This window comes from Micromonospora sp. NPDC005161, assembly GCF_053599855.1.
Map to the genome: position 1 here is coordinate 152,719 of NZ_JBSFYQ010000011.1, position 19,466 is coordinate 172,184.

Here is a 19,466-nt window from a genome sequence, read left to right on the forward strand (position 1 = left end):
GAGAGGAGCAGTTCGTGGCGTTGACCACGGCGCCCGACCCGACCCGACGCGGCCCCGGATCCGCCCGGGCCCATGCCGAGAGGCGTGGGCCCGGACGCCTCCGGCACAGCGAAGGTCTGGCGGGGTACGTCTTCCTGTCGCCGTGGCTCATCGGCCTGATGGGCGTCACGGCGATCCCCATGCTGCTGTCGCTCTACCTGAGCTTCACCAACTACGACATCCTCACCCCGTTCTCCGAGGTGGAGTGGGTGGGGCTGGCCAACTACGAGCGGATGTTCACCGCCGCCCCGTCGTACTGGCACGCGGTGCGGGTCACCCTCACCTTCGCGCTGATCGCCGTGCCGCTGAAGCTGGCCGCGGCGCTCGGCGTGGCGTTGCTGCTCAACCGGGCCTGGCGCGGGGTCGGGCTGTTCCGCGGGCTGTTCTACCTGCCGTCGCTGCTCGGCGGCAGCGTCGCGCTGGCCATCGTCTGGGTCAACATGTTCAACCGCGACGGCGCGTTCAACTCGCTGCTGGGCCTCTTCGGCATCACGGGCAAGCCGTGGGTCAACGACCCGGACTGGGCCCTGGAGACGCTGATGGTGCTGGCCATCTGGCAGTTCGGCGCGCCGATGGTGATCTTCCTGGCCGGGCTCAAGCAGGTGCCCACCGAACTCTACGAGGCCGCCTCGGTCGACGGGGCCGGCCGGTTCCGCCAGTTCCGCAACGTCACCCTGCCGATGCTCTCCCCGGTGATCTTCTTCAACCTGGTGCTGGAGACCATCAACGGGTTCCAGGGCTTCACCGCCGCGTTCGTGCTCAGCAACGGCACGGGCGGCCCGGTCGACTCCACCCTGATGTACACGCTGAACCTCTACATCACCGGCTTCACCGACCTCGAGATGGGCTACGCCTCGGCGATGGCCTGGGTGTTCCTGCTCGCCATCGCGGTGATCACCGCGATCTTGTTCAGCACCGGGCGGTTCTGGGTGCACTACTCCGACGGGGAGGACCGGTGATGGTGACGGTGACCCCGACGGCCGTTGCGCCGACCGGAGCAGCACCGAGCGCTCGCCGACGGCCCGGCGGTCGGCCCGTGCTGCGGCTGCTCATCCTGGTGGCGATCGTCGCCGTGGTGCTCTACCCGCTGATCTGGATGATCGGCACCTCGGTGAAGTCCCAGGAGGAGATCGTCAACAACGTCGGGCTGCTGCCCGAGCGGTTCACCCCGGGCAACTACACCGCCGGGTGGTCCAACTTCGACGTCAGCTTCGGCCGGTTCTTCCTCAACAGCGCCATGGTCAGCCTGCTCACCGTGGTCGGCAACGGGATCTCCTGCCTGCTGGCCGCGTACGCCTTCGCCCGGCTGCGGTTCCGGCTGCGCGGCATGTGGTTCGCCGTCATGATCGGCACGCTGCTGCTGCCCCAGCACGTGCTGATCGTGCCGCAGTACATCCTGTTCCGGACGCTGGGCCTGGTCGGCGGCGAGTGGCCGTACCTGCCGCTGCTGATCCCGCAGTTCCTGGCCACCGAGGCGTTCTTCGTCTTCCTGATGGTGCAGTTCATGCGGGGCATCCCGCGCGAGCTGGACGAGGCGGCGCGGATCGACGGCGCCGGCCCGTACGGCATCTTCCGGCACATCATCCTGCCGCTGAGCCGACCCGCGCTGGTCACCACGGCGATCTTCTCGTTCATCTGGACCTGGAACGACTTCTTCCGGCAGTTGGTCTTCCTCTCCCAACTGGAGGACTACACCGTGCCGGTCGCGCTGACCCTGTTCATCGACTCGACCAGCCAGAGCGCGGTCGGGCCGATGTTCGCCATGTCGGTGCTGTCGCTGCTGCCGGTCTTCCTGTTCTTCGTCGCGTTCCAGCGGATGCTCGTCGAGGGGATCAACACCAGTGGCATCAAGGGCTGAGCGGGCGGACACCGCCGGGCGACGGGACTGGCGCGACGTCGTCCGGGACGCCGCCGACCTGGCGCTGCTCGGCATCCTGCTGGTGCTGGCGGCGGCACCCCTGCTGACCGTCGCCGCGGCGGCGGGCACCGCCAGCGCGGCGGTGCACGACTGGACCCGTACCGGCACGTGGCCGACGGCGCGGACGACCCTGCGCCGGTTCGGCCGGTCGGTGCTGCCCGGCATGCCGGTCAGCCTGCTCGCGCTCGCCGTCGCCGGACTGCTCGCCGCCGATCTGGCGGCGCTGGCCACCGGCCGGGTGCCGGGCGGCCCGCCGGCGCTGCTGGTGACCGCGCTGGTCGCGGCCGGCCTGGCCGGGTACGCCGGGCTGGTCGTCGTCGAGGTGGGCGGCAACGGGGGCGGGCGGTGGCGGGCCGCGGCCCGGTCCGCCGCCCGCGCCTGCCTCGACGCGCCCATCCGCTGGGCCGCGCTCACCGGGGTGACCGCGCTGGCCGGGCTGCTCGCGGTCCTGATCACCCCGGTCGCGGTGCCGATCCTCGCCGGCTACACCGTGGCCGCCCTGCACGCCGTCGCCGGCCGCCGCCCGGTTCCCGCCCATCCGGAGCTGCCGTGAGCGCCGGGCACGATCCCGCGCCGCTGCTGGTCGACGGAACGGAGGTGGCCCGGTACCTGGTCGACCCGGCGCTGGATGCGCGGCACGGTCCACGGCCGTATCTGCACCCGGTACGCACCCTGGGCGGCACGGTCGTCACCGACGCGTTGCCCGCCGACCACGTGTGGCACCTCGGCGCCTCCCTCGCCATGCAGGACGTCAACGGCAGCAACCTCTGGGGAGGGCGCACCTACGTGCGCGACGTCGGCTACACCTGGCGCGACGACCACGGGCGGATCGCGCACACCGGCTGGTCGGAGCGGGCCGCCGACCGGCTGGAACACCGGCTGGAGTGGCGCGACCCGCACGGCCAGGTGCTGCTGACCGAGCGTCGGCGCCTCGCCGCGTCGATGCTCGCACCGGAGGTCTGGCGGCTCGACCTGGACTCCGCTCTCACCGCCCCCGCCGACCGGGAGGTGCGCCTGGGCAGCCCGGCCACCAACGGTCGCCCCGGTGGGGCCGGCTACGGCGGGTTCTTCTGGCGGGCCGCCGCCGACGGCGAACCGGTCGTGTTCACCGCCGACGCCATCGCGGAGGAGGCGGTCAACGGCAGCGCGGCGCCGTGGGTCGCGTTGACCGGCACCGGGCCGGGCGGTGGGGCGTACACCCTGGTCTTCGCGGGTCTCGGCCCGGGCGACCGGTGGTTCGTGCGGACCGCGATGTATCCGGGGGTCTGCGTGGCGTTCGCGTTCGATCGCCCGGCCGTGGTGCCGGCCGGCGGGACCCGGCACGGCCGGTACCGGGTGTGGGTCATCGACGGGACACTCGACCGGGACCGGGCCGCCGCCCTGGTCGGCGCCGGGACGTGACGGCGGAGACGGTCAGCGGGAGCGATCGGTCAGCGTGCGGACGGCCGCCTGGTACGCGCCCTGGGTGTGGTACGGCCAGTGCCGCTCGATCGGCGGTGGCACGGTGTCCGTCGGGTCGACGGTCAGGCTGCGGGGATCGCGGAGCCGGATGTCGACGTCGCCGGCCGCCGCGACGTCGCCGGTCGGCGGCGCGCCCGCGTCCCGGGGAAAGATCGGCCCGCCGATCGGGTCGGTGTTCCGCCACAGGTTGCGCCAGCGCCACCCGATCCGCTCGCCCAGGTCACAGAGGGTTTGCGGTCCCAGGTACGCGGGGTAGAGCCGTGCGTAGGTGCGCCGCAGCGGCGAGCCGTAGGTCAGTAGCGATACCCGGGCCAGCGCGGACGGCGGTAGTTGCAGGACGGTGGCGGCGGCGAGAGCCGAGCCGTGGCTGTGCCCGGAGAGGATCACCGGCCCGTGCGCGGTGAGCCCGGTGACGCGCTTCGCCAACTCCGGGACGGCGCGGGCGGCGTAGCAGGGCGGCGCGAACGGATGGACCGTGCGGGGCCAGAAGGTGCCGAGGTCCCACAGCACCGCCACGACCCGCCGGGTCTGCGACGACCGGTACGCGCGGAAGCCGAGGATCAGGAGGCCGATCACCAGCAGGCTGATCACCCAGACACCCGCGTCGGTCACATACGCCGTCAGCAGGGCCACCGCGCCTCCGTTCCCACCGACGTGGGCGGCGAGTTGGGTGGGGCCGATCCCGATCACGTCGAGGGCGACGGTCGCCAACCCGAGCGACGCGATCAGCAGGAAGGCGATCAGCATCGGTCCCAGTTCCTCGGTGACCCGGGACCGGGCGATGGTCTCCCGGACCATCCGTAGCCGGTGCGCGTCGTCCGGCGGTACGTCCGGGTAGTCCCGCTCGACGACACGTGTCGCCATCCGCCGTCGTCGCCGTCGGCTGAACAGGAGGGTCGCCGAGGTGACGGCCGCGCCGATGAGCAGCGCGGCGAGCCCGGCGAGCGCCGCCCACCAGTAGGCGACCGGCGGCTCCAGCGGGCCGACGGTCGGCGGGTTGGGTCGGATCGGGTCGGGAATGTCGCCGTGGTCGAGGGCGTCGGCGACCCGGTAGACCAGGGTGGCGGTGAACGCCGCACCGACGCTCACCGCGGCCGCCGCCATGATCGGGGCGCCGAGCCCGCGCAGGAACGGGCGGTCGGTGCGGACCTCACGCTGGCGGACGTACGTGACGACGGTGAGCACGACGAGCAGGACGCCCTGCGCGGCGACCACCCCGGCGGCGGCGCTCTCGTACCCGGGCAGTGTGCCCGAGCCCGACGGTGCCGCACCGGCGAGCACGGCCGAGCCGAGGCACAGCACGCTCACCGTCACGGTGGCCGCCCACAGCGGGAGCAGGACCCGCCGGGCACCAGCCGAGGTGGGCGGCGTGGGCAGGCAGAGCAGGGCCACGCAGAACGCGAGCAGCCCGCCCGCTGCCACGAACAGCGCGACGTGTCCCGGTGTGGCCCCGCCCGATGAGATGCCTCCGAGCAGGCTGAGGTTCAGCGTGCCGACGCCGAGCGCCACGTGGATCTGGCGCAGCCACCCGATCGTCTGCTCGTGCCAGAAACCCGCGTCGGCGAGGCCCTCGACCCGGCCGTCGGAGGGCGGCGGCGCCGCCGGTGGATTGAACCCTTCGAGCGCCCGCGCCGACCGGATGCTGATCGCCCAGACGACCCGCAGCGCGAGCAGGGGGACGACCGACAACAGCGCCAGCCGGGGGCCGGACGGCAGCGCGTACAGCCAGGCCAGGTAGGGACGGCTGGCTCGGCAGCCGGGGTATGGCACGCACTGCCAGCCGACCAGGTCCAGCGTGACGCCCGTGATCGCCAGCACGAACGTGGCGGTGAGGGTGCCGGCGAGCAGACGGCACAGCACGCTGAGCAGCGCCCACCGGTCGCGCCCCGGGGGGCGCAGCCAGATCGCGAGGTTACCCAGCATGAAGGGCAGCAACAGCAGCATCGAGGCCGTCCGGACCGCCGCGCCTGCGGTCAGGGAACCCCAGCGGTACGCCTCGGCGGCGACCCCGGCGGTGGCCCCGCCGGCGGCGCCGCTCCCCGGTCGGGGCCGGAAGAAACCCGCGTGCGTGTCACCGGCGACGCGGACCACGATCGGGTGGTCGAGGATCCGTTCCGCGGTCACCCCGGAGATGCCGTGTACGCGCAACTCCACCGCGTCGCATCCCGGCGTCCTGTCCACGCCGTCAGGGTCACAGACAATCCGCCGGGCCGTTGCCGATACCGCGAACGTCAGCGGGCGGGCAGGGCGGCGGTCACCCGGACGGCCTTGACGATCGCGGGGATCGAACCGATCAGCAGTACCAGCCCCCAGATGATGGCGACGATGGCGAAGACCAGCGCCGCGACGTCGTCGACGATGCTGACCAGGATCACCGGCACCAGGTTGTGCAGGAACTCCAGCACGACCGTGCACAGCAGGGTGGTGACCATCAGCAGGACGAGACCCTTGTTCTGCAGGAAGCGCGGCTGGGCCAGCACCAGCAGCCCGGCCCAGACCAGCTTCAGCAGCAGCACCAAGCCCAACAGCACCGCCGCCTCGCCGACCGGGAAGAACCCCCACAGGGCCAGGTAGGCCAGCGTGCCGAATGGCGCGGCCAGGAACAGCGACACCATGATCATCAGTTCCACGAACGCGATGAGCAACGCGATCAGCCCGACGATGATCAGGATGATCGAGAAGATCAGGCTGGCGACACCCTGCACCCGGCCCTGAATCCGTTCGGGCAGCAGCAGACCCAGGCAGAACAGCCCGGTGCTCCAGACCGCCACCGCGTCGATCAACGCCAGGTAGCCGGTGCCCCGACCGGACGGCTCACTGACCCCGGACACGTCGTCGAGCTCGACATCCAGCGCGCCGGCGCTGTCCGACAGCGCCGCGCTGGCGTCGACGCCCCCGAGCAGCAGCCCGGCGCCCAGCTCCACCCCGATCGCCAGGACGATGGCGAGCATCGCCAGCAGCAGGAACGGCTTGCGCAGGTCACCCACGTCGGCACCTTCCTCTCGGATCAGGACGCGGCCACGGTGACCGTGCAGCCACCCAGGCCCGGGCAGATCACGGCCACCTCGGTGGCCTCGTCGACGGCGACCTTCGCCACCGCGCCGGTGCCGTCGGACGCCGGCTCGACCTCGTCGCGGATGGTGAGGTCCGCGTCGCCGGGCGCCGACGCGACGACCGTGAACGGCTGCGCGCTGCGCAGCACCAGGGTGCGCAGTCCGCCCGGGTCGGCGACCCGCACCAGACAGCTGCCGGAGAAGACCAGCCGGCCGGTCTGCTCGGCGCAGTCGGCGCTGACCGTGGCCGGGTCCACCGTGGAACGCTCGCCGCCCAGCGCACCCAGCCGGTCGACCAGCCCGTGCCGGGCCCCCGGATCACCCCGGTCGTCGCGGCCCGTGCCGACCGCGCCCACGAACAGCGCCACCAGCAGGACGGCGAGCAGCCCCAGCAGCGCCTTCTGCCGGCCGCTCATCGCGTGGCGGCCGGCGGCGCGACCTCGCTGAACCGGATCTCGTCGACGCCCGCGAAGTAGCGGTTGGTGCCCTGCGTCTTGCCCACCACGACCAACGTGACGCGGTGCGGGCCCTTGGTCAGCCGGACCGTGCCGACGTCCAGGAACTCCGTCTTCTGCACCGTCGGCGTGAAACCGAGGAACGCCCCGCCGATCTGGGTGCCGTCGATGGAGAAGACGGTGTTGGCGTAGTCGAACGAGGTGGTGCGTACCGCCGCGAAGCGCCAGGTGGCATCCGCCGGAATCTGCACCGTCACGGTCACCTGGTCGCCGATGGCCAACCCCTGGAAGAACAGCTGTTTGCCGCCCGACCAGGTCACGCCGCAGCAGTTCGGTTGCGCAACCACGGCTGCCCCGCTCGTCCGCGGCGACTCCACCACCGCCGCGTCCACCAGGCTCTCCGCCTCGACGGTGACCACCCGCGGCTCGCCGGGGGCCGGCTCGCCGCCACGGGTCAGCAGCACCACCCCCACGGTCACCACCACCAGCACCAGCGCCGCCGCGGCCGCGATCCACGGCCAGGGCGTCCGCTTCGGCGGGGCGACGGCCCGCACCTCGTAGGTGACCCGGCCGCTCGAGCGGGAACTCTCCTCCGGCGCGGTGTTCGCCGAGTACGCGAACCCGGTCATGTCGTAGCGCCGGGGCGGGGTGCCCGGCGGCACGGCGAGCTTGACCAGGAACGAGACGGAGCCCTGCCCGGGTACCACCCGCTGCGGCTCGGTCACCGTGAACCAGGACCGCTGGGATCCGTCGCCGGGCGCCACGTCGAACACCACCGTGTCCGGCGCGTTGCCCGGGTTGGAGACGGTGAAGGTCAGCTCGCCGCTGTTGCGCGGGTCGAGGGTGAACTGTTCGGCGGCGGCGACGACCGCCCACTCGGTGGTCATGACGACTCCTCTGCGACGACGACTGCGACGACGATCTCGGCGGTGGTCGAGGCGGGCTTCTCCGCCTCGACGATGCGGGTGATGACGGCGAGCTGGTCCGCGGCGGCCGCCGGCACCCGCACCACGACGTGGAACGGCTGCTCCGCTGGCTCGTCGATCGCGAAACCGTGCAGCCCGGTGGCCAGTTCAAGGGCCCTGCACATCCCGTACGGGGTGCCGCGCCACCGGGCCAGCAGCGCGCCGTTGGCCACCAGGTCCCGCAACCGGCCCACCGGCAGCGGCAGCGGGGCGTCCGGGCGGGGCGAGGCCACCACGTGATCCATCGCCACCCAGCGGGTCAGCTGCACGACCAGCCCGTCTGGTGCCCGGTACGGGTCGAACAGGGCGTCCACCTCGGCGAGGATCGCCTCGTCCGGGGCGTGCAGCCCCTCCATAACCTCCAGCAGCGCCCACAGGACACTGCCCGGCACGCACGCCCGTTGGTACGCGGCGGGCAGCAGCCGCTCAATCGCCGAGCGTCGCATCCTGCCGCACCACCTCGATGTCGTGCTCGCCGGAGCAGAGCAGCCAGGTGTCGGGGACGGTCACCACGTCGGCGGTGGCCTGGTTGGCGCTGGCGGTCCAGTCCACCGCGCTGGCGCTGCGGTACACGCCGCGCTCGCCGCCGGCCAGGATCAGCCGCTCCGCCGGCTGGTTGTCGGCGCCGGCCGCTCCGCTGCCGGCGGCATGGCCGCTCACCGCGATGGCGTCCACCGGTACGAACCGGGTCCGGTCGCGCAGCGGCAACCCGCAGTTGACCGACACCGACTGCCACTGCGGCTGGGCGGCCAGCGTGTCCAGCCGCAGCACGCCGCCGCTCTGCGTGGCCGCCACCGCCAGCGAGCCGGCGAACGCGAGATCCCGGCAGGTGCCACCGATCCAGCCGGCCTGCACCGACTGCCACTGCACGTCCGACTCGAACAGCCGGGTGCGGTGGCAGCCCTGGCCCGGCTTCTTCGGGTCCGGTTCGCCGGCGCCGCTCCACAGCAGCGTGGCCGGGCCGTCGTACTGCACCGCCAGAACCCGGTTGTCCACGTTGGAGAGACCGACGTGGGCGAAGCTGCCCGGCCGGCCACCGGCCGTCGACAGGTACACCCCGAAACCGGCCTGCGCGGCCACCGCCACGCCCGGTGCGCCCCGCTCGGAGACGAACGCGCGCACCGCGTAGAACCCCCGGTCGGCGTCTGACGGGTCGACGAGGATCTGCAACGGCACCGCGCCGGGCAGCAGGGACACCTCGTACAGGCCGGTGTCGGTCGCCACCAGCAGCGCACCCGCGCCGTCGCGATCCAGCCAGGCCACGTCGGAGATCCGCGAATCCAGGTCGGTCAGCAGTGACCACGTCTCGCCGAGGTCGGTGCTCAGGTGCACCCGGGAGCCGCCGGAGGCACGCAGTGTCACCACGGCCACCGAGCCGGGACGCGGCACGATGCCCGGCCGCGTCGGCGCCGGGGCGGGCGCCACCCGCAGCACCGTCTCGCCGTCGAAGCGGCCGGTCGGCTCCCAACCCGCACCCGCGTTGCTGGAGCGGAACAACACCGGGCCGCGCCCGGCGTACCAGGTGCGGGGCTGGTACTGGTCGACGGCGAGGGCTCGCACCTCGGCGTCGGGCGCCTCGTCGACCACGAACCGCACCGACTCGACGTAACGCACGCCCGGCTCGGCGTGCTCCAGCAGCCGGTACACGTTGGACGCCCGCAGCGGCTCGCCGAACGGCCAGCCGGTCGGGTTGAGCGCGGTGGGCAGCGGGCTCAGCGTCTGGTGCAGCCGGTCGTGGATCCGCCGGCGGACCGCGTCAACGTCCTCCTCCCGCCGGACCACCACCCGGGCCCGCACCGACACCGCCTTGAATCGTGCCCAGGTCGCCCGGGACCGGATACCGACCATCCGCCGCTGTTCCAGGTCCGCCTCCACCCGGCGCCGCGCCTCGGGCACCTCGTGCTCGCGCAGCACCGCCACCGGCAGCCGGCCACCCGGCCGGGCCTCCGCCGGCACGTACGGCACCAGCACCACCTCGACCTCGCCCGGCCGGGCGAAGCTGTACACGGCGGCGCGGGTGAACGCCCGGGCCCGGGCCACCGCGCCGGAGCTGGTGGCCAGCACCTCGAAGTCGCGGGCGGTGACCGCGCGCTGCTGGGCGAAGAACTCGTACGGGCCGCGCAGCAGCACCGACTCCAGCGCCTCCATCTCCCGGCCGCCGGCCGCCGGCGCGGGGTTGTCGACGCGTATCCCGGGCAGCGGGTCGCGCAGGCTGGTCAGCGTGCCGGCGGCCACGTTGCCGGTGGGCCCGCCGCCGGCCCGGTACCAGAGCCGGATCTGCCGTCCGGCCGGCGGGACCGCGGCCACGGTCACCGGCGACCGCGCCGGGCCACCCGGTGCGGCCGTGGGGTCGGCGGGAGCGGTCGGGTCGGTCGGCGCGGGATCGCCGGGGGTCGCCGGGTGGGCCGGTCCGGCCGAGGGCCGCAGGTCGAGCGCCGGGGCGAAGGTGACCGTCCCCGAGCAGCGGTCCACGAGGTACACCTTGGCCTGCGGGCCGACCCCGGCGAAGCTGTCCACCGGCCGCCAGATCTCGAACGTGCGGCCGTCATGCTCGCGCGCCGCCGCGCCCAGCTCCACGGTGCCGGCCGGCACCTCCACCCCGAGCAGCAGGTCCAGTGGCTCGGCGGTGTGCGCGAGCGGGGCCCGGGCCGCCCGCAGCACCTGGCCCGGCTGACCGGTGCCGGTGCCGAGCAGCTCCGCCTCGACCGGCTCGCAGTGGTGCATCCGCACAGTCACCGAGGTCTCTCCGGCGGGCAGCAGCGCCGGCTCGGTGGTGACGAACACGACCGGCCGGGGGTCGGCGCCGCGAGCCGCCGCGACCCGCAGGCCGGCCGGGATCCGCACCGCGCCCCGGTCGGTGCCGCTGCGGGTGAACCGGACGTCCGCCCAGGCCGCGGTGGGCGCGTGCCGGGCCACCCCGAGCAGGTTCAGGAAGGAGACGTACGCCTTCTCCGGCAACTGGTTAAGCCGATAGATCATCACCTCGGTGAGGTGCGCGAACGCCTCCACCAGCGCCATGCCCGGGTCGTGCGCCGACAGGTCGGTCCAGGCCGGACAGGACTGGCGGATCCGCTCGCGGGCCTCGGTGACCAGATCGAGGAACGCGCGGTCGTCCAGGTGCGGCACGGGCAGCGTCATGACGGTCCTCCCGGTGCCGGTTCGTCGATCGGGAGCAGGTCCACGGAGAAGACCAGCTGCCCGGGGGTCAGGCTGGCCCGCACCCGGTAGTCCAGCCGGATCACCAGCCGCCACGCGTCGTCCGGATCCGGCCCGGCGTCCACGTCGATCACCTCGACCCGGGGCTCCCAGCGGGCGATCGCCTGCCGCACGTAGTGGATGGCCAGCCCGGCGGTCGTGTCGTCGTTGGGCGCGAAGATCAGCCGATGCAGCCGGGAGCCGTACCCGGGTCGCATCAGCCGCTCGCCCGGCGTGGTCGACAACAGCAGGAACAGCGCCTGGCGTACGGTCTCGTCGCCCTCGGTCATGGCCAGGCCACCGGCCGCGGTGAGCGCCAGGCCGCCGCTGCGCCCCGCGTCGAAGCCGGCGCCGACGAAGCGGAAGGCCCTCACCGGTCCGCCCCCAGGAACCGCTGGCGCGGGTCGCGCACCGTGTGATGGACCGCGTTGGGCGGCGTCCCGTTGGTGAACCCCTCCAGGTGGGACAGCACCACCCGCTGCCCGTCGACCCGCAGCCAGTCGCTGTAGCCGACGCGCAGGCTCTCCGTCGTGGTGCACGGCTTGATGGTCGGGCCGTAGTTCGGGCAGGCGATGATCTTCCGTCCCTCCGGGTCGTCGTCCACCAGCACCGGCACGCCAGTGACGGTCACCCACCGCTGCGAGGGCCTGTTCTCGACCCGGCCGTCGTGGTCGCAGGTGATCACCGAGTCGCGGTGGATCCAGCGCATCAGCCGCCTCCTTCGTGGTGTGCGCGGGCGAGCGCGCGGGCCTGCTCCGCCGCGGTGGTCGGGTCCTCGGTCGACTCGGCGTGCAGGAAGTCCACGCTGCGGGCCCGGACCACCATGGCCCGGCCGGGAGCGGAGATCACCAGGTCGGTCGCCGCGTGCAGGGTGGCCAGGTCGGGGGTCAGCTCCAGCCAGCTGCCGCCCTCGGTGGCCAGCCGCAGGCTGCGCTGGACGTCGTCGACGACGATCGACTGCCCTCCGGCGGTACGCAGTGTCCAGCGCCGGGCCCGACCGTCGTCGATGCCCGCGTCGTACGGCTCGACGGCCCCGAACAGCGAGCCGAGCACGATGCCGGAGGCCGGCTCGCCGCCGGGCAGCACCACCAGCACGGTGTCGTCGGGGTCGGGGAGCGCGACGAGGCCCTTGCCCCGCCCGGCTCCGGGACAGAGCACGCCGAGCCACCCGGCGTCCAGGTCCCCGTACGCCGGCAGGGTCAGCCGGACCCGGCCCAGCCCGTCCGGGTCGGCGACGTCGGTGACCGTCCCGAGCGTGACCACCGCCCCGGCGGTCGACATGGTGGACGGCGCGGCCGGTGGCACGGTGGAGAACCGGGTCAGGTGCCCGTTGCCGTCCACGGTGTGCACCACCTCGGTCAGCACGTACGCCCCGGCGACCGGGTCGGGCACGCCGGTCAGGTCGATCCGCCGGCCGGGCCGCAGCGCCGGATCGCCCTCGGCCACCCCCTCGGCGGTGACCAGCGCGGCGGCGCGGGTGTCCAGCCGCGCCTGGGCCAACGCGGCCAGCTCGTCGTCGCTGCGGCCGGGCTGGTCGACCGCCGTGCGTACCCCGTCCGCGCCCACGTCCGCCGGGTCCGGCCGGTCACCGGCCGGTCGGCCGCAGCGCGCATCGTCGGCCTGCTGGCTGATCGGTTCGGCCCGCTGGGGATGCCAGCCCAGCGCCGCGTTGGCGCCGCTGGCCTGGTCCAGGTTGGTGGCCAGCCGCAGGGTGTGCACGCCCGCGCCGAGGGCCAACGCGACCGGTTGCCCGTATCCGGCGAGGGTGATCAGCCGGACCCCGTCACCGTCGGCGGCCAGGTGCAGCCCGGCCCGGCCGGTCACCTCGCGCAGCAGCTCCAGATCGCTGTGCCGGTGCTGGAGCAGCCGCTCCAGCCGCGGCCCGTCGGTCTCCGCCGTCACCGTCAGCCCGACCTCGCCGCACAGCTCCCGGGCCAGCTCGGCGGCGGTCACCGAGGTGAACACCCGCAGATCCTGTCGCTTGCGCAGCCGGTGCAGCGCGTCGTACGCCCGCAGGCGCAGCACCGCCGCGCCGTCGGCGGCGTACTCGACCTCCACGCAGGTGACCTCCCCGGTGAACAGCGCGTCGGGGTGATCCGCGAGCCGCACGTCGAGTGCCGTGCCGGGGCGCACCGCGGGGTCGAACGCGCCGCTCCCAGCGGTGGTGGCCAGCACCAGCTCGGCCTGGGTGGGCTGGTCGAGCCGGGCGGCCACCCGCAGCGAGCGGACCCGCTGGCGGGCCGCGCCGGCCAGCTCGGCGCCGTCGAGCAGGACGGTCAGCGCCCGGGGCGCGACGCTGGTCACGGCGCACCGCCCGGCCCGGTGCCGCCCGGGCTGGCGCCGCCCGGGCTGCTGCCGGTCGGTGCTGGGCCGGGCGGCGTCGTTCCGGTCGCCGCCGCCCAGGCCGCTGGCGCGGTGGCGACCGAGGCGCCCACGAACGACGCGCCGGCACCCACCGCGTCGGCCACCGCTCGGGCCATCCCGGCCACCGCCCCGACCAGCGTCGACCCGCCGGTCGGGGAGCCGCCGGTCGGGGAGCCGGCCGGCGGGACGGCCAGGGTGGTGCCGGCCGGCACGGCCAGCGGATCGGTGATCCGGTTGTGCTCGGCCAGCAACCGCCAGCGCAGCGGTGAGCCGAGCGCGTCGTTGGCCAGCAGATCGAAGCGCACCCCGGAGCGTCCGGGCTCGGCGGCGCCGTCACCGGCGGCGACCACCGCGCTGCCCGGGGCGGCGGTCGGGGTGCTCGCCGCGGCCAGCTCCTCGGCGAAGCCGGCTTCCGCCTGATCGGCCGTCTCGGCGGCCCGGACCAGCTTCAGCCGTAGCCAGGAGCGTCGCGGCGACCCGGTGCCGGTGAACGCGTCGAACCGTTCGGCCACCGCGATGATCACGCCGGGCACGTTCCAGGTCTTGCCCCAGACCAGCCGGACCAGCGGCGGCCGCAGCCACCCGTGCTCGGCGGTGGAGTTCTCCGCCAGCATCCACAACGGCCGGGTGAGCGCCCGTACGTCACCCGGACGGATCTGCGTCTCCACGAAGTCGACGTCGAAGAGCAGGTCGAGCACCAGCTCGGTCCGGCCGCCGCCGGTGAACACCAGCGGGTCGTCGGCCAGCCCGGCCCCGGTGAGCTGGCCACCGGCGGCCGACCGGTGGCGTACCCCGGCGAGCCGGGTCACCTGCACGGTCTCCGGGTTGAGCAGGCAGTCCACCCGTTCGCCGGAGGAGTCGATGAGGAAGGCGACGCGCTCCATCAGTCGCCCGCCTGTTCTCGCTCCAGCCGGCCCAGGTCGGTGGCGTCCAGCGCTGTCCCGGGCACCGTCCACAGCAGCCGGTCGTCCGGCAGCGCCGGCCACAGATCACCGGTCACCGTCGACCACCCTCCGCCGACCGGGCCGCGCCCCGACCCGGCGGTCCGCGCCCCACCGGTGGCCGCGTCCGGCCCGCCGGTGAACGCCGCCCCGCCGGACGGGTGCGCGGGCCACGCCGGATCGTCCGGCAGGGCCGGCCAGGGCCCGCTGCCGGCCGCGCGGGCCACGTCGAGCGGGCCACCACCCTTCGCGAGCCGCGCACCCACCTGGCCGGTCCGCCCGGCTCGCTCGTCGGCCTCGCCCACGTGCCGATCGCGAGGTACGTCGCCGGCCGCCCAAGTCACGCCCGGCCGCCCCCCTCGACCACGGCCCGTCCCCAGGCCGCCCTGGCCGACGTCGAACCCGTCCCCGCCAATGTCGAACCCGTTCCGGCCGGCCTCGAATCCGTCGCCGCGCCTCCCGAGGCGGCTCGTTCCCGCCGAGTGTCCGTTCCCGACCGCCGTGGACCGGTCGCTGCCCCGTTCATCCGGCCCATGCTGGAATCCGGCAGCGGATCTTGGAGGGAAAGTGCCCCTGGAGGGGCCGAAATCGTCCAAGATCCGGCCCGACCCGGGGGGCCACGGCGTGGTGGGGTGTTCAGGTCGGACGTGTGCGGGGGTGGTGTCCGCGGGTGAGTGGGGTGGGCCAGGGACCGCAGGACGGATCATCGGCCGGGCTGGCGCGACGACTTCCCCCGCCTGTCCAGATCCCGGCGGTCCGTCCCCACCCGAGCCGGCAACGCCGCCGGAAGCAGCCCGTCGCGCCGGTCCACCGAGCCCCCAGCTGGCACCCGATCCGGCCGCCGATCCCGCCGGGGTGGTCGACCCTGCCGCCGCACCCGGCCCGTCCGACGAAGCGAACCCACGGCGGAAGGGCAGTCGGGCTGGCGTCGACCCGCCGGACGTCGGGCCACTCGGCGCCCCGAACTCCATCCCCGCGCCGAACACCCCGGCGGTGCCGGGAGCGCCAGCATCGGCCAGTCCACCAGCTGCGCCTGACCCGCCGTCCCGGACCCTGGACGCACCCGTCGCCCGCCGACCCTCCGGCCCCCCGAACCGGCCGGCGGCACCGGGTTCGCTGAATCCACCGCCGGCTCCGGGCCCGCCGGATCCATCACTCGCACCGGACACTTCGAACACGCCCGCACCAGGACCTCGGAATGAGCTGGCGTCCGGGCCGTCGACGCCGGCCGGACCACTGACCTCAGCAGCGTCATACCTCCCGAACCCACCCGACGGGTCGCCTGTGGACCGGTGACGGTCCGAGCCCGGGACGGGCCCGGTCACCCCACCGCCAGCGCCACGGACCGCATCCTCCCGGCCGTGGTGTCCGTCCGTACCGTCTACGGGCGGGCCGGTCGAGGTGTGCCCGGCCGGCGGCCCGTCGAGGTCCAGGTCCTGCAGCAGACCGGGGGCGTGTGCGGCCACCAGGTCCAACCAGTGCTGCGGTGGCTCCCCGAAGCGGCGTGGCGCATCCGCACGGACGTCCGACGGCCGGTGCCCGGTCGCGCCGGCCGATTCGACGCGCCCGGCCAGGCGTTGCACTGCCCCGGCCGCCGAGCGCAGCCGGCCGGCCAGCCAGCTACGCGGGCGTCGGCGCGGTGGCACCGCCGGTCTCCAACTCCAGGCCCTCGTAGCGCAGGGTCAGCGATGCGATGGCGATTTCGTGGCTGAGCGTGTTGAGGTGCGCCCCGCGCCACCGGGTGGGCCAGGCGTCGATCAGGTTCCACCGCAGCACCTCGGCGGTCCCGACGGAGTCCAGCAGCACCACCGAGACGTTGCGGCGGTTGAGCGTGCCCTGGGCCGTGGCGTGCACCCAGTCCCACAGCTCCCGGGACGCGGTGAGCCCGAAGTGCAGCGTCACCGGCTCGTACTCCGCCTGACCCGGCACCATCCGCATCCGGCCCAGCCCGTGCTCCCGGTACGGCTGGCCGGGGATGTTAACCTCCAGACCGCTCATCTCGGTGAAGTGGCCGTTGGTGACGCCGTTGATGAGCAACCGGAAGTTGTACGCCCGGTACGGGTCGACCGGGGCACCCGGTTGCGGGGTGGCTGTGGTGGGCATGTCGTCAGCCTCCGATCGTCTCGGTCTCGGTGCCGCCGGCCCACTGGCTCAGCTTGAACACCACGAATTCGGCGGGCTTGACGACGGCGATGCCGATGTGGGCGATCACCATGCCCGCGTCGCGGACGTCCGGCGGGTTGGTCTCCTCGTCGCACTTGACGAAGAACGCCTCCTCGGGGCTGCGTCCGAGCAGCGCGCCGTCGCGCCACACCCGGGTCAGGAACGCCCCGATGTCGCGCCGGATCGAGCGCCAGAGGGTGAAGTCGTTGGGCTCGAAGACCATCCACCGGGTGCCATTGGCGATGGCCTGCTCGATGGCGATGCTGAGCCGGCGCACGTTGAGGTAGCGCCATTCGCTGGCCTCGGCGGCGAGCGTACGGGCGCCCCAGACCCGGATGCCCTCACCGGCGAAGTAGCGGATCACGTTGACGCCCTTGGGGTTGAGCACGTCGTGCTCCGGTCGGGTGACCAGGTAGCCCAGGTCGACGGCGCCGCGTACCGGTTCGTTGGCCGGCGCCTTGTGCACGCCGCGCAGCGCGTCGGTGCGGGCCCAGATGCCGGCCAGGTGACCGCTCGGCGGGGTCAGCTCCAGCTCTCCGCTGATCGGGTCGCGTACGCGCAGCCACGGGTAGTAGAAGGCGCCGAACTCCGACTGCCGGGGCCGGTACGCCGCACCCTCATGCCCGCCCGAGCCACCAGGACCGCCCGCGCCGCTGCCCGCGCCGTCGGCAGGCTTGGGTGGCTTGCCGGAGGACGGCGTGGCGACGCGGGTCAACGCGGAGATGTCGTCGATGTCCGGCGCCGGGTCGCAGATCGCCACCATGGTGCGGGTCCGCTCGGCCATGCTCAGCAGCGCCTCGTGCGCCACGACGTCGTGGAAGCCGGGGGCGGCGATGATCGAGATCTCGTCGATCGCCTCCAGCAGTTGCAGCCCGCCGCGCCGCTGCCCGGTGCCGGTGATCGCGCCGCCCTCGCCGACGTTGACCACCCAGCAGCGGGCGCCGCCGTTGTCCAGGAAGCCGAAGACCGCCCGGGCCAGCGGGGTGCTCTCCGCCTGCTCCCCGCCGGCGTAGAGCCGCAGGAACTCGGTCCAGTTGTTGACCGGCACCGCCTTGCCCCGTTGGGCGGAGCGGTCCGGGGCGATGCCGACGAAGGCGGCGATGCTGGTGCTCGCCGGTCCGATCGGTCGGGCGCCACTGGGGACCTCCTCGACGTAGATGCCGGGGGAGAAGTAGCTGGGCATCGGTCCTCCTGTGCGGGTGGGCGTCAGCGGGTCGGTGGCGCGCAGACGATGACGATGTCGGGTTCGGCGGGGTCGACCTCGGCGGTGAGCACGAGCCCGCGCCCGGTCAGCCGGAGTCGGACCGGGCCCGGGTGCTCGGGGTCGTGCGGTACGCCGACGATCAGGAACCGGCCGTCGGGATCGGTGCGGGCGGCGGACGCCGTGCCGGGCAGCTCGACCCGCATCTCCGCGAGGGGTTGCTCCTCGGGGCCGACGACCCGGCCGGTGAGCGTGCGGGACTCCAGTTGTCGCAGCCGCAGTGGGTGCAGCACCGGCGGCGCGGCCGGGGTCGGATGATCCACCTGCGTCGGCACGTCGATCAGCAGCCCGGGGCGTGGCGCGGTGCCGAACGCGGTCCACAGCGGCGCCGCACCGGCCTCCAGCACCACCGGGTAGCGACCGTCGCGGGTCGCGGCGGCGAGCACCCGGTCGAGCCGGTCCAGCCCGGCCGGACCGGTCACGCAGAGCAGGTAGCGGACCGTGAACCGGTACGGCTCGCGGACCGCGCCGCTGGAGCGGGTCTGCCGCGCCGGGCGCAGCTCCATCGGCCAGAGGGTGAGCCCGGCGGCGTCGCCGTCGGTACGGGGCGGACCGATCGGGACGGCTTCCCCGGCCGCGTTGGTCAGCCAGGCGGCCAACTCGGCGGTCGCCGTCTCGATCGGTCCGCGCCCGTCGGTGCTCATCGCGGCGGCGTCCCCTGGATCCGGTACGCGATGGCCTCGTTCCACACGTGCGGGTAGACGCCGATCTCGAAGTACCGGGTGAACCGGTTGATCGGCGCGTTGGTGTGGTCGTGGTAGAGCAGCCACACCGGTGCGATGGTGAACAGCACGTAGTTCGCCAGGACCAGCGGGATGTAGAGCGGGCCGAGCAGGCGACCCTGGAAGATGTGCACGTCCTCGTGCCGCTGGATGCCGGAGCTGGAGCCGGCGCAGACGGTGCCGATGGTGGTGGCGTAGCGGGGCGACACCCCCTCCACCACGCTGACCCGACCGCTGCCCTGCGAGGTGGGCCGGTCCAGCGAGTGCCCGAAGAGCAGGTGCACGGCCAGGTAGATGGCCCCGACGACCGTGTTCAGCAGGCTCCAGGTGTGGTCGACGACGAAGAGGAAGACGCCGCGGGCGTCCGCCGCGTACACCCCGGCGGAGGCCACCGCCCAGCCGAAGGCCGCGCCGACCAGCAGGCCCACGACGGCGCCGATCAGCAGGCCGATCGGGCCGCCGACGAGGAAGCCGAACAGGGCGCCGAAGCCGACCTGAACCGCGGCGCTGATAAATCCGAAGACCATGACGTCACCCCTCAGACCCAGGAGCGGAAGACTCGGGGCTCACGACCCTGCGCGACCTGGGTCGGCGACGGCTGGGTCGCCTGCCGGTTGCCGGGCGGGAACTGGTTGACGCCGAGCGCGGCGGAGAAGATGACCAGCGCGTTGAAGAACGCGATGATCCACTTCTCGCCGCCGGCGTCGTCGGCGAACGCCGCGGTCACGTAGGACAGCAGGAGCGCGATGCCGATGGCGATCCACTTGCGGAGCTTGTCGCCGCTGGGGCCGATCAGCCCGCCGATGACGTTGGTGGCCAGCAGGGTGGCGGCGCTCGCGCCGGCGAGGCTGCCCAGTGCGGCCCAGGTGAAGAGATCGTTCATGGCGATCCCCCTTTTCTGCGATGGTGCGACCGGGATGTGGTGGTGG

Annotated in this window: 20 protein-coding genes; 4 read left to right on the forward strand and 16 right to left on the reverse strand. The window is 73.8% G+C overall.

Features of this window, described 5'->3' with window-relative positions; translation table 11 throughout:
• Window positions 1-14: 14 nt before the first annotated feature.
• Genes ACWD5O_RS13740 through ACWD5O_RS13755 form a run of 4 tightly spaced genes read left to right on the forward strand, consistent with a single transcriptional unit; the run spans window position 15 to window position 3,358 of the window.
• Window positions 15-998 (forward strand): carbohydrate ABC transporter permease, encoded by a 984-nt coding sequence (locus tag ACWD5O_RS13740; protein ID WP_450085467.1) that lies wholly within the window; start codon window positions 15-17, stop codon window positions 996-998.
• Window positions 998-1,897: a carbohydrate ABC transporter permease gene (locus tag ACWD5O_RS13745; protein ID WP_450085468.1), complete on the forward strand. Its 900-nt coding sequence runs from the start codon at window positions 998-1,000 to the stop codon at window positions 1,895-1,897. Before ACWD5O_RS13740 ends, ACWD5O_RS13745 begins: the two co-directional genes overlap by 1 nt.
• The gene (locus ACWD5O_RS13750) at window positions 1,881-2,510 is read left to right on the forward strand and encodes a hypothetical protein (RefSeq protein ID WP_450085469.1); all 630 of its coding nucleotides are present in this window, start codon (window positions 1,881-1,883) and stop codon (window positions 2,508-2,510) included. Before ACWD5O_RS13745 ends, ACWD5O_RS13750 begins: the two co-directional genes overlap by 17 nt.
• Complete coding sequence (locus ACWD5O_RS13755; protein WP_450085470.1) at window positions 2,507-3,358, forward strand: DUF6807 domain-containing protein; 852 nt, start codon at window positions 2,507-2,509, stop codon at window positions 3,356-3,358. Before ACWD5O_RS13750 ends, ACWD5O_RS13755 begins: the two co-directional genes overlap by 4 nt.
• A 12-nt stretch (window positions 3,359-3,370) precedes the next feature.
• Here the strand turns inward: ACWD5O_RS13755 and ACWD5O_RS13760 are convergent, their stop codons facing one another.
• From ACWD5O_RS13760 to ACWD5O_RS13835, 16 genes are all read right to left on the reverse strand, one after another.
• On the reverse strand, window positions 3,371-5,599 hold the full coding sequence (locus tag ACWD5O_RS13760; protein ID WP_450085471.1) for a hypothetical protein: 2,229 nt from the start codon (window positions 5,597-5,599) through the stop codon (window positions 3,371-3,373).
• A gap of 50 nt (window positions 5,600-5,649) precedes the next feature.
• Window positions 5,650-6,405, reverse strand: a complete 756-nt coding sequence (locus ACWD5O_RS13765; protein WP_450085472.1) for a hypothetical protein — start codon at window positions 6,403-6,405, stop codon at window positions 5,650-5,652.
• 20 nt (window positions 6,406-6,425) lie between these two features.
• Complete coding sequence (locus tag ACWD5O_RS13770) at window positions 6,426-6,887, reverse strand: hypothetical protein (RefSeq protein WP_450085473.1); 462 nt, start codon at window positions 6,885-6,887, stop codon at window positions 6,426-6,428.
• Window positions 6,884-7,813 (reverse strand): hypothetical protein, encoded by a 930-nt coding sequence (locus ACWD5O_RS13775; protein ID WP_450085474.1) that lies wholly within the window; start codon window positions 7,811-7,813, stop codon window positions 6,884-6,886. Before ACWD5O_RS13775 ends, ACWD5O_RS13770 begins: the two co-directional genes overlap by 4 nt.
• Window positions 7,810-8,337, reverse strand: a complete 528-nt coding sequence (locus ACWD5O_RS13780) for a phage tail protein (protein WP_450085475.1) — start codon at window positions 8,335-8,337, stop codon at window positions 7,810-7,812. Before ACWD5O_RS13780 ends, ACWD5O_RS13775 begins: the two co-directional genes overlap by 4 nt.
• On the reverse strand, window positions 8,318-11,029 hold the full coding sequence (locus ACWD5O_RS13785) for a putative baseplate assembly protein (RefSeq protein WP_450085476.1): 2,712 nt from the start codon (window positions 11,027-11,029) through the stop codon (window positions 8,318-8,320). The genes ACWD5O_RS13780 and ACWD5O_RS13785 overlap by 20 nt, the downstream gene beginning before the upstream one ends.
• On the reverse strand, window positions 11,026-11,460 hold the full coding sequence (locus tag ACWD5O_RS13790; RefSeq protein WP_354962294.1) for a GPW/gp25 family protein: 435 nt from the start codon (window positions 11,458-11,460) through the stop codon (window positions 11,026-11,028). The genes ACWD5O_RS13785 and ACWD5O_RS13790 overlap by 4 nt, the downstream gene beginning before the upstream one ends.
• Window positions 11,457-11,795 (reverse strand): hypothetical protein, encoded by a 339-nt coding sequence (locus ACWD5O_RS13795; protein ID WP_354962293.1) that lies wholly within the window; start codon window positions 11,793-11,795, stop codon window positions 11,457-11,459. The genes ACWD5O_RS13790 and ACWD5O_RS13795 overlap by 4 nt, the downstream gene beginning before the upstream one ends.
• Window positions 11,795-13,390: a contractile injection system protein, VgrG/Pvc8 family gene (locus ACWD5O_RS13800; RefSeq protein ID WP_450085477.1), complete on the reverse strand. Its 1,596-nt coding sequence runs from the start codon at window positions 13,388-13,390 to the stop codon at window positions 11,795-11,797. Before ACWD5O_RS13800 ends, ACWD5O_RS13795 begins: the two co-directional genes overlap by 1 nt.
• On the reverse strand, window positions 13,387-14,334 hold the full coding sequence (locus ACWD5O_RS13805; protein WP_450085478.1) for a CIS tube protein: 948 nt from the start codon (window positions 14,332-14,334) through the stop codon (window positions 13,387-13,389). The genes ACWD5O_RS13800 and ACWD5O_RS13805 overlap by 4 nt, the downstream gene beginning before the upstream one ends.
• Window positions 14,334-14,696 (reverse strand): hypothetical protein, encoded by a 363-nt coding sequence (locus ACWD5O_RS13810; RefSeq protein WP_450085479.1) that lies wholly within the window; start codon window positions 14,694-14,696, stop codon window positions 14,334-14,336. The genes ACWD5O_RS13805 and ACWD5O_RS13810 overlap by 1 nt, the downstream gene beginning before the upstream one ends.
• 1,315 nt (window positions 14,697-16,011) lie before the next feature.
• Window positions 16,012-16,494 carry a phage tail protein gene (locus tag ACWD5O_RS13815; protein WP_089020755.1) on the reverse strand — a complete coding sequence of 161 codons (483 nt, stop codon included), beginning with the start codon at window positions 16,492-16,494 and terminating at the stop codon, window positions 16,012-16,014.
• A 4-nt stretch (window positions 16,495-16,498) separates the two neighbouring features.
• A complete protein-coding gene (locus ACWD5O_RS13820; protein ID WP_450085480.1) occupies window positions 16,499-17,737 on the reverse strand; it encodes a phage tail sheath family protein in 1,239 nt (412 codons plus the stop codon).
• A gap of 23 nt (window positions 17,738-17,760) precedes the next feature.
• Window positions 17,761-18,459, reverse strand: a complete 699-nt coding sequence (locus ACWD5O_RS13825) for a carboxypeptidase-like regulatory domain-containing protein (protein ID WP_450085481.1) — start codon at window positions 18,457-18,459, stop codon at window positions 17,761-17,763.
• Window positions 18,456-19,064: a glycine zipper family protein gene (locus tag ACWD5O_RS13830; protein WP_450085482.1), complete on the reverse strand. Its 609-nt coding sequence runs from the start codon at window positions 19,062-19,064 to the stop codon at window positions 18,456-18,458. Before ACWD5O_RS13830 ends, ACWD5O_RS13825 begins: the two co-directional genes overlap by 4 nt.
• An 11-nt stretch (window positions 19,065-19,075) precedes the next feature.
• Complete coding sequence (locus ACWD5O_RS13835; protein WP_089020759.1) at window positions 19,076-19,420, reverse strand: hypothetical protein; 345 nt, start codon at window positions 19,418-19,420, stop codon at window positions 19,076-19,078.
• Window positions 19,421-19,466 lie beyond the last annotated feature (46 nt).